We start from the raw sequence: 12,911 nt of genomic DNA on the forward strand, positions 1-12,911 counted from the left end.
TCCTTTATTAAAGCAAATCGTTGATTTCTATTGAATTTCTATAACAAAAACTAAGGTATCTATCTTATAAGCACAAAGATCTTTGTTGTATTTAGTGCACTCATCTTTAAGTATCTTAATATTTGAATAATACTCATCTTCGATCTCTGATATCTGTCCCTTAGAAAGGTTTTTATAGATTTCTTTCTTATCCTCTTCGCTTTTAAACATAAGATCTCCAATAACTATTTTACCATTGTCCTTTAGAACCCTAAGCATTTCCTTGATTGCCACTGGTTTCTCTTCTTCACTTAAATGATGGAAAGCATAGGTTGAAACAATAAGGTCAAAAACACTATTTTCAAAGGGAATTTTTAAAAACTCACCGAGGCGTAATTTGAGATTTGGGAACTTACTTTTTGCTACATGTATCATCTCTCTAGATTGATCCAATCCAATTATATTACTATAACCATTTTCAAGGAATCTCTTTGAGAGGTTCCCGGTACCAACACCTATATCAAGAATCTTAGAATTGGTTTTGATGTTTTTTGTTGCTAAAGTATAAACTTTATTTAAAACATCATCGTATTTTCTATACATTTTCGTGGAGCTAATATCTTCTTCTACACTTATGTCATAGGTCTTAGCCCAGCTATCGAAACCCCATCTATCCCTCCAGTTTTCTTTAATTTCGTATATTTTCCCCATATTTTCAATGGAGCTATGAATCCTTTCTTGTAGCTCGTTATTATCAGAATCATATATTGAGTCCATTATGCCTTCTAGTGAATCTCTTATTAAAGCCATTCTATGAATTTCATCATTAACAGCCAGCCATTGTTTATTAAAGTGTTCAAGCATATTATGGCTGCAGTTATCATTGATTATGTTTTTAATATCTTTAATAGGCATATTCAATAATCTATATAATAGAATAGCCTGAAGCTTTATAAGGTCACTTTCTGTATAGTACCTGTAGTTATTCTCATCATCTCTTTTAGGTTGTATCATACCTTTTTTCTCATAAAATCTCAGCTTATTTGTTGAAATATTAAACTGTTTTGCTACTTCATTGATTAAATATCTCTTATTCAAATCCATCCACCCTTTATTTATAAATTTAACTTAAGTTTAGTATAAACCTTAGCCTAAGGCGAATGTCAACAAGTATAAAATAAATAATTAGAATTTTTTTTATAATACGTAGCAAATTATAAACCTTATAAAACTGTGGATAACTATATACTTAAACCCAGACTATTCATGAATAATCTGGGTTTAATAATATAGGCCTATATGATTTTACGGATTTATTTAACTCCAACTATTTTTTTAAATTTATCGATATCTATTTTAGGAGATATAGGATATCTCTTTAATTTCAACATGTTATCTCCTGGTTTTACTGTCCCAGAACGTGTAGTGAATGCCATTTTAATGCCTAGAGACTCTAGTATTCTAAAGGTCTCTCTATTGTATTGACCATAAGGGTATGCAAGCGAAGTTGTATTTAGCAATTCCTTTGATTTTTTAAGATCATCGTAAACAATTTCTTTAGGTTGTACCACTACAAAGCTTTTCTTATTATCTTTTAACTTATGTAAGTCATGGGTATGGCTTGCGTATTCAAATACTTTTTCCATTTCTTTCATCTCTGACCAGCTTAAGTATTGTAAAGCATTTGGGTTAAAAGTAGTTGTTTTATCTTCCATTAAAGAAGTAATTAAGAAAATAGATGCTTTGAAGTTATATTTTTTTAGAATGGGATATGCATATGTATAGTTACTTTTATATCCGTCATCAAATGTTATTAAGATACTATTCTTTTTAAGCTTTATCTCGCCATTTAAAAATTTTTCTAGCTCATTAAGAGTGATGGTATTGAAGTTATGATCATGTAAAAGCTTCATATGCTCTTCAAAGGCTTCAACCGATAAAACAGAAGCATTATCTTTGTATGGATTTTCATCGCTCTTTAAAAGATGGTGATACATTAAAATAGGAACTTTTTTTGTATATTCAGCATCTTCTTCATTGGCATCTAAAGCATATAGTGTTATTAAACTTGAAGAAATAATTAATAAAGCAAAAAAAATAATGAAATACTTCTTTGTAAATTTTTTCATGTAATAGTCCCCCTGTTATGAAAATTAATAGTAAGTATAAAATGGATATATAGTAAAATATACCACGAAATGTAGCAAATTGTAAATTGATATCGAAAAATCGAGAATAAAATATATATTTTCATCCAAATAAAAAAGCTATTAAGATGGATTCATATTATCTAAGAAGAGAATAAGCAAATAATTCATACAATATGCCTTGACAAAATATGTATAGTTCTATATATTTTATAGTATAATATAGGCATTACAAAATCATATTAAATGTAATGATGGGAAGAGTAAGTATATAGTTTTGGTCTTAGAGAGCCGGGGAAGGTGAAAGCCGGTACTAAAAAGTATACTGAAGATGGCCCCTGAACTATCTGATTGAAATTTAGATATACAACTTTATGTTTAGTGGATATCTACAGTAGATCAGGTCGGGTTTGCATCCGTTAAAAATGCAAGGTGATGACTAGTCACTTACCGAGTTCATTGTGGTAACATAATGATGAAATAGGGTGGTAGCGCGAGATATCCTCGTCCCTTTGTTAGGGACGGGGTTTTTATTTTTGGCCAAAATAAAACAGGAAAGCTTAAGCTAAAATATGCCTTTTGTTAGGGCGATCTGGATATCCAACATTAAAATATTTGATATTTAAGAAGGGAAGAGATAATATGAGTATATTTATTGGTGGGGCTTGGCCTTATGCTAATGGTTCCCTACATGTTGGACATATTGCTGGGCTAATAGCAGGAGATGTATTGGCTAGATATTTTAGATTAAAAGGGGAAGACGTACTGTATGTATCAGGGAGTGACTGTCATGGAACTCCTATATCAATCCGTGCAAAACAAGAAAATGTGACCCCAGAAGATATAGCAACTCGATATCATGATGAATTTAAATATTGCTTTGAAAAATTAGGTTTTTCCTATGATTTATACAGTAGAACAGATAATCAGTTTCATAGACAAGTAGTTCAACAAGTGTTTATAGAACTATTTAATAAAGGATACATTTATAAGAAATCCATAGAGCAAGTGTACTGTGAAGAATGCAGTCAATTTTTACCCGATAGATATGTTGAGGGTGATTGTCCAAACTGTGGAGAAGAAGCTAGAGGAGATCAATGTGACCATTGTGGAAGTATATTGAATCCCGATGAGTTAAATAACAAGAAATGTAAATTATGCGGTAGTGAGCCGAAACAAAGAGAGACAGAGCATTTTTATTTCACTCTATCTAAATTTCAAAGTGAACTTGAAAACTATTTAGATAGTAGTGAAAATTGGAGAGAAAATGCAGTTAAGTTTACCAAAAGATATTTAGACGAGGGATTGAAGGATAGAGCTGCAACAAGGGACTTGGATTTAGGTATTGATGTTCCTCTTAAGGGATTTGAAGACAAAAAGATCTACGTATGGATAGAAGCAGTTTGCGGATATCTATCTGCCAGCAAAGAGTGGGCAAATGATAATAATAAGGACTGGGAGAAGTTTTGGAAAGGAAAAGTTACCTCTTATTATGTACATGGCAAAGATAATATTCCATTTCATACATTAATATGGCCGGCCTTATTATTGGGCATTGAAGATTTACATTTGCCTGATAAAATTATATCTAGTGAGTATCTAACGCTAGAAGGGAAAAAGTTTTCTACCAGTAGAAATTGGGCAGTATGGGTTCCATATATAATAGAAAATTATGACTCTGACTCTATAAGATATTTTTTAACTATTAATGGCCCTGAAAAGAGGGATGCAGATTTTTCATGGAGAGAGTTTATTAATAGTCATAATGGAGAATTGTTGGGGGCCTTTGGAAACTTTGTAAATAGAACCTTGGTGTTTATCAATAAATCATTTGGAGGAAAGGTTCCTGAAGGTATTATGGATGAAAAAATACAAGAAGAACTTAATGATCTATATGATTTGGTAGGAGAAAAAATAGAGCATGGAGAATTAAGAAGTGCTTTAGAGAGTGTTTTTGCATTTATTAGGAATGCCAATAAATATTTTGATATACAAAAACCCTGGATACAAGTGAAGGAAGATACTAATGGTTGCAACAATACACTATATACATGTGTTCAGATTATCGCTAACCTTTCAAATTTATTATATCCATTCGTACCATTTGCTTGTGAAAAGATTAAGGGATTTTTAGATATTGATGAATATTGCTGGAACAATGTCTTGGTGCCTAAGCGCGCTAATGTAAATGATGTAGAAGTTTTATTTGAAAGAATTGATAAGAAAAGAATAGAAGAAGAGATTGAAAAACTAGGAAGATAGAGTAGATTAATATTATAAACAGAGTAAGAAATGATTATTAATATGAGATATAGGTGAAACTATAACCTAAATATAGATAATATCAGTATATTATGTGTAATTTTCAACTATAGAGATTTCTAAGTAAATCTTAATTACAAGGAGGAGTAAAAATGAGTAAAGGAAGATACTATATCACAACCCCTATATATTATCCAAGCTCAAAGCTTCATATAGGGCATACTTACACTACTGTAGCTGCCGATGCAATGGCTAGATTTAAAAGGGCTACTGGCTATGATGTAAAGTTCTTAACTGGTACAGATGAGCACGGTCAAAAGATTGAAAGAGTAGCTCAGGATCACGGAGTGGCTCCAAAGGAATACTTAGATAAGATAGTAGGTGAAATCAAGGATCTTTGGAAGACAATGGAGATTTCCTATGATATATTTATCAGAACAACCGATGACTATCATGAGAGAAGAGTACAGCAGATTTTCCAAAAGCTTTATGATAAGGGTGATATCTACAAGAGTAACTATGAGGGCTGGTACTGTACACCATGTGAGTCCTTCTGGACAGAAACACAATTAGAGGATGGAAAATGTCCTGACTGTGGAAGAGATGTAGAGATTACTAAAGAAGAAGCATACTTCTTTAAGCTTTCAAAATACCAAGATAGACTTTTAAAGTTGTTTGAGGAGAATGCAGAGTTTTTAGAGCCAGTATCAAGAAAAAATGAAATGGTTAACAATTTCCTAAAACCAGGATTAGAGGATCTTTGTATTACTAGAACTTCCTTTGATTGGGGTATTCCAGTACCATTTGATAAAAAACATGTTATCTATGTATGGCTTGACGCCCTAAGTAACTATATAACTGCTCTAGGTTATCCAGAGGAGCAAGAAGGTGACTACGCTAAGTTCTGGCCTGCTGACGTACATTTAGTAGGTAAAGAGATAGTAAGGTTCCATACAATAATATGGCCAGCAATGTTAATGGCTTTAGATATTCCTCTTCCTAAGAAGGTATTTGGACACGGATGGATTCTACTTGAGGGTGGAAAGATGTCTAAGTCTAAGGGAAATGTAGTAGATCCAGTAATATTAGTAGAAAGATATGGAGTTGACGCTCTAAAATATTTCTTACTTCGTGAGTACTCATTTGGTCAAGATGGGGTATTTACTAATGAAGTGTTATTAAATAGAATAAACTCTGATCTTGCAAACGATCTTGGAAATCTAGTGAGTAGAACGGTAGCTATGATAGAAAAATACAATAGTGGCATAGTACCTAAGCCAAATGCAGAGGGAGAATTTGATGGAGACCTTAAAAAGGTAGCCACTTCTGCATGGTCAAAGGTAGAAGAAAAAATGAATAACTTAGACTTTAGTAATGCCCTTGAGGAGATCTGGAAGATAGTAAGGAGATCGAATAAATATATAGATGAAACTATGCCATGGGTGTTAGCTAAGGAGGAAGAGAATAAAGATAGATTAGATACAGTACTATACAATTTAGCCGATACCATAAGAATTATTTCAGTTCTTATACAGCCATTTATGGACAATACAGCTAGAAGAATATGGGTACAGCTTGGAATAGATGAAGGTCCTTCTACAAGCTGGGAGGCTTCTATGGAGTTTGGCAGACTAGAAACAGGAGTTAAAGTTCATAAGAAAGAAGCTTTATTCCCGCGTATAGATGTAAAGAAGGAATTAGAAGAGCTTGAAAAGATGAATAAGAAAGATAGTAAGAAGGAAGAAAAGAAGCAAAAGAAGGAAAGTAAAAAGGAAGAAAAGGGCGAAATTACAATCGATGATTTCTTTAAGGTAGACCTTAAGGCTGCTGAGATTATAGAAGCTGAGAAGCACCCAAAGGCAGACAAATTAATTGTTTTACAGCTTAAAGTTGGAGAGGAAACGAGACAGGTAGTATCGGGAATAGCAAAACACTATAAGCCTGAAGACTTAGTAGGTATGAAGGTAGTGCTTGTGGCAAACTTAAAGCCTGTAAAGCTTAGAGGAATAGAATCTCAAGGTATGATACTTGCTGCAACAGCAGGTGATAAACTGACTTTAGTTGAGGCAGATATTGAAAGTGGAAGTACAGTAAGCTAACGGGTTTACTAGAAGCATAAGTTAGGTTAATATATAGCTAGCAGCATGGCGCTGCTAGCTATGTTAATATTTATTTGATATAGTTTCCGATATAAAACAATGAGAGAGGAGAAGAGCGATGCTATTTGATTCCCATGCACACTTAGATGCTAGAAGATTTGATAATGATAGAGACAATGTAATACAAAGAGCTAAGGAGAACGGAATATCACTTATAATGAATCCTGGAGCTGACTTTGAAAGTTCTGTAAAATCCGTAGAACTTGCTGAAAAATATGATATGATTTATGCTGCTGTTGGAGTTCATCCCCATGATGCTAAAACTATGGATGATATGATGCTTCAATTGCTAAAGAGTTTAACAAAGAAGCCAAAAGTTATGGCAATTGGTGAAATAGGCTTAGATTTTCACTATGATCATTCTCCGAGGGATGTACAAATAAAGTGGTTTAGAGAACAAATTAGGCTTGCTAAGGAAGTAAATTTACCGATTATTATTCATGATAGAGAAGCAAATAGTGAGGTCATGCATATATTAAAGGAGGAAGAGGCCTTTGATACTGGAGTTTTGATGCATTGCTACTCTGGTAGTGCAGAACTGGCAAGACAATATGTGAATAAGGGAGCATACATATCCATAGCAGGTCCAGTAACTTTCAAAAACGCTAGAAAAGCTGTAGAAGTAGTAAAAGCTGTACCCTTAGATCGTTTGATGATAGAAACTGACTCTCCATATTTAACTCCACATCCATATAGAGGCAAGAGAAATGAATCCAGTTACGTAAGATATGTTGCTGAAAAAATTGCAGAAATCAAGGAAATTTCATTTGAAGAAGTTGCACAAAAAACTACAGAAAATGCCAAAAAATACTTTAGAATAAAATAATGTTAAGGGGTGCGTAGTGCAAGGTATGTAGATTTCAAAAAGTTATTTAGGACCTTGCACAGCGTATTCGATAAAAATAAATCGTCGAAAATAGAAAATTTCCCGGGAAATATATAACAATTTTAGGAAAAATGGTAATTCTCGTCATATTATCTTAAAATTTATTAGTACCTTGAATGTAGCGTAATTTATAAAGTACATTTATAAATTTATATTATAACCCCTAGGACTTGAAATATAGAACCAACACCTTAAAAGATGAACTGAGATGACTTTATGTATAGAATAGATCTCAAAGGTTTAATATACAAGGAGAGCCATTACTTGAGAATATAAACCAGTAATTGTGTTAATAATAGCATAGTAACATATGAGATGAAGGGGTTAGTTGTTTTGGAACTGAAATACTAGTAAGGTATTGGTGATTAAAAGCGGTATAAATGTAGATTTATAAATGTACTATATATCCCCAGGATTATTTATGAAAAATTCAAAGATTTGCTACATACTTTCAAACTTTTCATGAATAATCTGTGTATACAATATAATATTTGACATAGGGTTTTATTTATTATAGACTAATGTGAGTTATAAAACAGTTCATAAAAACTCCCAACTATACATAAAATATAAAGCCCTTTATTTAATCGAGCAAATTGCATAATTACCATCTAAAAAAACTTTCTATTATATATAGTCTTAAAAACCCTAAAGCTATACCAGATTTATTATGCAATTCTGCCAAGTTAGAATTATGCAATTAACTCAATCCAAAATAGGTAAATAAAATTTAAATTTTTCTATGTCTTTTCTATATAGAGTATTGAACAGATCTTATAGGGTCTGATTATAAACAACTAAAAAATAGTAAAGACTTAGGAAGGAAAATGCCCTGAATATTCTTAGACATTCTTTGAATAAACGGGCTATTTATAAGGAGGTACACTTATGGAGCCATTTAATAAGCTTCGAAGTATATTAGACACAAAAAAAATTATAATCATAGCGACTATTATGATTATATTAACGGTTATTTCAGTGGAGAGTATATTTAGTAAAGAAATAACCATTAGAGATAAGGAAAAGGAGATAGCGATTGAAACCTTGTCCTCAAGAGTTGACAAAGCACTTAAGAAGGCTGACGTTACCCTAGGTGAACATGATCAGCTGAGTATTGATAAAGATACAAAATTAAAGGATGGAATGATAATAGAGGTTAAAAGGGCCTTTGATGTTAAGTTGAATGTAGATGGCAAGGAAGTAGATATATTAACTGCCAACAACAAAGTTGCAGATATATTGAATGAGTATGATATAACACTGGGAGAAAAAGATAAAACAGAGCCTTCTCTTGACGAAAAGATTGTTCCAAAGGATACAATAAACGTAATCAGAGTTAAAGAAGAGATTGTAAAGGAAACTGTAGGCATCCCATATAGAACCGTTATTAAATATAACAATGACATGGAAACAGGACAGATGAAGAAGATTAATGAAGGTGAAAATGGTACAAAAGAAGTAGAGTATAGGATAGTATATGAAAATGGAATAGAGGCTATCAAAGAAGTAATAAGTGAAAATATAAAGAAAGAACCTGTTGATGAAATGATTGAAAAGGGTTCAGAAAAGTATTTTGTTGCCTCTAGGGGAGAGGTTGTACGATATAAAAAAGTTATGATAATGTCGGCAACGGCATACGATCTATCCTATGAGAGCTGTGGTAAATATCCTGATCATCCAGAGTACGGAATTACCCGTAGTGGAACTAGAGCAAGACCTGGGGTAGTTGCAGTAGATCCTAGAGTTATACCACTGGGTACAAAGCTGTATGTAGAGTATCTAGATGGAAATAAGGACTATGGTCTTGCATCAGCAGAGGACACGGGAGGAGCCATAAAGGGAAACAAGATTGACCTGTTTATGGAGAATTCAAAGGATGTTTACAGATTTGGTAGAAGAAAAGTAAGGGTGTATATCCTTGAGTAGTCAGCTTGTAAGTTCTTATTCAAGAAAGAAGCTACCTAAAGATTAGGAGTTATGAAAAAGTTTGAAGGAGAAGGGTATTTTCTATGATAATAAAGGAAGTAATAGTTGTAGAAGGAAGAGACGATCTTTCAGCTGTAAAAAAAGCTGTTGATGCAGAAATAATTATCACACATGGCTTTGGAATAACTAAAGAGGCCCTTAAAAGAATCAAGTTCGCTCAGGAAAGAAAGGGTGTAATAATCTTTACAGATCCTGATTCTGCTGGTGAGAGAATTAGAAAGAATATTGCTAGCAAAGTAGAAGGCTGTAAACATGCTTTTTTGCCTAGAGATGAGGCTACTAAGGATGGCGATATAGGAATAGAAAATGCTACTCCTGAAAGTATTAGGACGGCTCTTTCAAAGGTAAGAAGTGAAGTCCAGGAAAATAGAAAAGAATTTCAAAAAATTGATTTAATTATAAACGATTTAGAGGGGTTACAAAATGCATCAAAAAGACGAGATGCTTTAGGAAAGCTACTTGGAATAGGCTATGGAAATTCAAAACAATTTTTAAATAGATTAAACAATTATGGTGTCACACGTGAAGAATTTGAAAATGCTCTAAAAAAAATATAGTAAAGCAGGGATACAATGGAAAAATTATCATCGCCTAAAAAAACTAAAGAGATTGTAAACAAATACGGATTTAGATTTTCAAAGAGCCTTGGTCAAAACTTTTTGATTGATGAAAATATAATATATAAAATAATTGATGGTGCAGAAATTACTAAGGATGATACCATTATCGAAGTTGGACCTGGAATAGGCACACTGACACAGTATCTTGCTGAAGAGGCAAAAAGGGTTTTATGCATAGAAATAGATAAGACTCTTATTCCAATATTAGGGGAAACCCTTAAGGATTATGAAAACACAGAAGTAATCAATACAGATGTCTTAAAGGTTGACCTAAAGGAATTAGTAGAGACCAAATTAGATGGAGAAAGGGTTAAGGTTGTGGCAAATCTACCTTATTATGTTACAACTCCTATTATAATGAAGTTTCTAGAGGAAGAGGTTCCTGTTAAAGATATAGTTGTAATGGTACAAAAAGAAGTTGCCGATAGACTCAAGGCAAAGCCAAATACTAAGGATTACGGTTCCCTTTCCGTGGCAGTTCAATACTTTTGTGAACCAGAGATTGTGACAAGAGTTCCTAAGACAGTATTTATACCAAATCCAAATGTAGAATCCACAGTAATTCGTTTAAAAGTATTAGATAATCCACCGGTAGAAGTGACTGACAGGAAGGTTTTCCACAGTGTAGTAAGGGCATCCTTCGCTAAAAGAAGAAAAACTTTACTTAATTCATTATCATTTGGTAATCTCGGAATAGATAAAGAACAGATCAAAGAGTGCCTAATGGCCTGTGATATTGATCCTAAAAGAAGAGGAGAAAGTCTAACTATAGAAGAATTTGCGGCTCTTTCAAATTGTGTTAGTAAGATGCTATAGAGTTATAGGACTTAAAGTAAAAGCTCTTAAAAAAGTGGCCCAAACATAAAAGGGTTAATGCATTGAAATTAGATAAAAATATATTTTTAACTCCAGTTTAACCTAAGCTTAGATGAAAATCTAAGCTTTTCTATATAGTACGATAAACATCTTAGATTCTGGAGATTTGACAGCCAGTGTTTTTGGGGATGTTAAATCTTCGGAATGTAATAGATTTTTTGTAATTTATCTATATTATAGAAAAATGCATAAAATTACTAGTAAATTTTAATATTTAAATTCTGTTTTTTAAAATACTAAAAGGCACTCAAAGGTTTATAAATAGCGAATTGAAATTCGTATATGGACACATTGCGACCCGTAGGAACTTTATTTGCCCTATTGACGATTTTCAAATATAATAGTATATAGAATGAAATATGATTTATGGAATTAAAGGAGGACGAAAATGAGAAAACCTACAGTGTTAATGATTTTAGATGGATATGGTATAAATGATAAAGAATATGGTAATGCAGTTAAGAAATCAAATACACCAAATTTAGAAAGCTACTTTGAAAAATATCCAAATGTTAATATCGAGGCGAGCGGATTAGAAGTTGGTCTTCCAGAAGGTCAAATGGGAAATTCCGAGGTAGGACACCTTAATATAGGAGCAGGAAGAATAGTATACCAAGACTTTACACGTATAACCAAAGCTATAAAGGATAGAGATTTCTTCGAAAATCCAACTTTCTTAGAGGCTATGGAAAATGCTAAAAAGAATGATTCAGCCCTTCACTTATGGGGTCTGCTTTCAGATGGTGGAGTACACAGTCATATTACCCATCTATATGCATTACTTGAGCTTGCTAAAAAACAAGGCTTATCAAAGGTATATGTACATTGCTTCTTAGATGGTAGAGACGTACCTCCATCAAGTGCGATCAATTATGTTAAAGACTTAGAAGCGAAAATGAAGGAAATCGGAGTAGGAAAGATTGCTACGATTTCAGGAAGATACTATGCAATGGATCGTGACAAGAGATGGGAAAGAGTTAAACTTGCATATGATGCTATGGTTTTAGGTGAAGGTGAGAAGGCAAGCTCTGCAGTAGATGCCGTAGAAAAATCCTATGCTGAGAATGTGGTTGACGAATTTGTTAAACCTACTGTTATCATGGATGAGAATAATCCTACAGCTATGGTATCTGAGAAGGACTCAATAATCATGTTTAACTTTAGACCTGATAGAGCTAGAGAGATAAGTAGATCCTTTGTAGATCCTGAGTTTGATGGATTTGAAAGAGCTAATGGATATTTTCCTGTAGGTTACGTATGTATGACTCAGTATGATGCGACACTTCCAAATGTTAGTTTAGCATATCCACCACAGGTACTAACAAATACACTTGGTGAATATTTAGCAAAGAATGGCCTAAAACAGCTTCGTATAGCTGAGACTGAGAAGTATGCCCATGTAACCTTCTTCTTTAATGGCGGTGTTGAAGAGGAAAATGAAGGAGAAAATAGGGTATTGATTCCTTCTCCAAAGGTAGCTACCTATGATATGCAGCCGGAAATGAGTGCATACGAGCTAACTGATAAACTAATTGAAGAAATGAACAAGGATATATACGATTTAATAATTATAAATTATGCTAATCCTGATATGGTAGGCCATACAGGAGTCATGGAAGCTGCTATAAAGGCAGTAGAAACCGTTGACGAATGTGTTGGAAGAGTAGTAGAAAAGGTTATAGAAAAGAATGGACAGCTAATAATTACATCTGACCACGGAAACTCCGATGAAATGTTGGATAAGGATGGAAATCCTATAACAAAGCATTCTACAAACCCAGTACCACTTGTATTAATAAATGCTGCTAAGGAATATGAACTGCAAGAAGGAAGATTAGCAGATATAGCTCCAACTCTACTTCAGCTTATGGACATTCCAAAACCAGAAGAAATGACAGGCAACTCTTTATTATTAGAGCCTGCATATGCAACAGAAGAAGAAACTGCATAATTAGATCATATATCACGCTTTTTCATAGATAATCATGTGAAAAGC

At 33.2% G+C, this 12,911-nt stretch carries 9 protein-coding genes and 1 other annotated feature; of the genes, 7 read left to right on the forward strand and 2 right to left on the reverse strand.

From position 1 onward, the window contains the following. Positions 1-27: 27 nt before the first annotated feature. Both R9X47_RS17205 and R9X47_RS17210 read right to left on the reverse strand, forming a co-directional pair. Positions 28-1,077, reverse strand: coding sequence for a MerR family transcriptional regulator (locus R9X47_RS17205; RefSeq protein ID WP_432662258.1), 1,050 nt, complete (start codon positions 1,075-1,077; stop codon positions 28-30). Between the two features lie 215 nt (positions 1,078-1,292). Next, positions 1,293-2,108, reverse strand: a complete 816-nt coding sequence (locus R9X47_RS17210; protein WP_432662259.1) for a polysaccharide deacetylase family protein — start codon at positions 2,106-2,108, stop codon at positions 1,293-1,295. A 260-nt stretch (positions 2,109-2,368) separates the two neighbouring features. Beyond that, positions 2,369-2,641, forward strand: a binding site (T-box leader). 127 nt (positions 2,642-2,768) lie between these two features. Here R9X47_RS17210 and metG (R9X47_RS17215) point away from each other — a divergent pair. From metG (R9X47_RS17215) to gpmI, 7 genes are all read left to right on the forward strand, one after another. After that, the gene (metG, locus tag R9X47_RS17215) at positions 2,769-4,388 is read left to right on the forward strand and encodes a methionine--tRNA ligase (RefSeq protein WP_432662260.1); all 1,620 of its coding nucleotides are present in this window, start codon (positions 2,769-2,771) and stop codon (positions 4,386-4,388) included. A gap of 152 nt (positions 4,389-4,540) precedes the next feature. Continuing rightward, positions 4,541-6,487 (forward strand): methionine--tRNA ligase, encoded by a 1,947-nt coding sequence (metG, locus tag R9X47_RS17220; protein WP_432662261.1) that lies wholly within the window; start codon positions 4,541-4,543, stop codon positions 6,485-6,487. A 118-nt stretch (positions 6,488-6,605) separates the two neighbouring features. Next, positions 6,606-7,373 (forward strand): TatD family hydrolase, encoded by a 768-nt coding sequence (locus tag R9X47_RS17225; RefSeq protein WP_432662262.1) that lies wholly within the window; start codon positions 6,606-6,608, stop codon positions 7,371-7,373. Between the two features lie 948 nt (positions 7,374-8,321). Further along, a complete protein-coding gene (locus tag R9X47_RS17230; protein WP_432662263.1) occupies positions 8,322-9,359 on the forward strand; it encodes a 3D domain-containing protein in 1,038 nt (345 codons plus the stop codon). A gap of 86 nt (positions 9,360-9,445) precedes the next feature. After that, positions 9,446-9,976, forward strand: a complete 531-nt coding sequence (gene rnmV, locus R9X47_RS17235) for a ribonuclease M5 (protein ID WP_432667648.1) — start codon at positions 9,446-9,448, stop codon at positions 9,974-9,976. A gap of 15 nt (positions 9,977-9,991) precedes the next feature. Beyond that, positions 9,992-10,855: a 16S rRNA (adenine(1518)-N(6)/adenine(1519)-N(6))-dimethyltransferase RsmA gene (gene rsmA / locus R9X47_RS17240; protein WP_432662264.1), complete on the forward strand. Its 864-nt coding sequence runs from the start codon at positions 9,992-9,994 to the stop codon at positions 10,853-10,855. Positions 10,856-11,303: 448 nt separating this feature from the next. Further along, the gene (gene gpmI, locus R9X47_RS17245; RefSeq protein WP_432662265.1) at positions 11,304-12,866 is read left to right on the forward strand and encodes a 2,3-bisphosphoglycerate-independent phosphoglycerate mutase; all 1,563 of its coding nucleotides are present in this window, start codon (positions 11,304-11,306) and stop codon (positions 12,864-12,866) included. Positions 12,867-12,911: the final 45 nt, after the last annotated feature.

The sequence above is a fragment of the Wukongibacter baidiensis genome, from assembly GCF_050888315.1.
Taxonomy (GTDB): Bacteria; Bacillota; Clostridia; order Peptostreptococcales; family Caminicellaceae; genus Wukongibacter; species Wukongibacter baidiensis.

What these genes read in the sequence shown, in the direction of transcription:
- R9X47_RS17210 (WP_432662259.1), bottom strand. Translation starts at nt 2,108, where the DNA reads ATGAAAAAATTTACAAAGAAGTATTTCATTATTTTTTTTGCTTTATTA.
- metG (WP_432662260.1), top strand. Translation starts at nt 2,769, where the DNA reads ATGAGTATATTTATTGGTGGGGCTTGGCCTTATGCTAATGGTTCCCTA.
- metG (WP_432662261.1), top strand. Translation starts at nt 4,541, where the DNA reads ATGAGTAAAGGAAGATACTATATCACAACCCCTATATATTATCCAAGC.
- R9X47_RS17225 (WP_432662262.1), top strand. Translation starts at nt 6,606, where the DNA reads ATGCTATTTGATTCCCATGCACACTTAGATGCTAGAAGATTTGATAAT.
- R9X47_RS17230 (WP_432662263.1), top strand. Translation starts at nt 8,322, where the DNA reads ATGGAGCCATTTAATAAGCTTCGAAGTATATTAGACACAAAAAAAATT.
- rsmA (WP_432662264.1), top strand. Translation starts at nt 9,992, where the DNA reads ATGGAAAAATTATCATCGCCTAAAAAAACTAAAGAGATTGTAAACAAA.
- gpmI (WP_432662265.1), top strand. Translation starts at nt 11,304, where the DNA reads ATGAGAAAACCTACAGTGTTAATGATTTTAGATGGATATGGTATAAAT.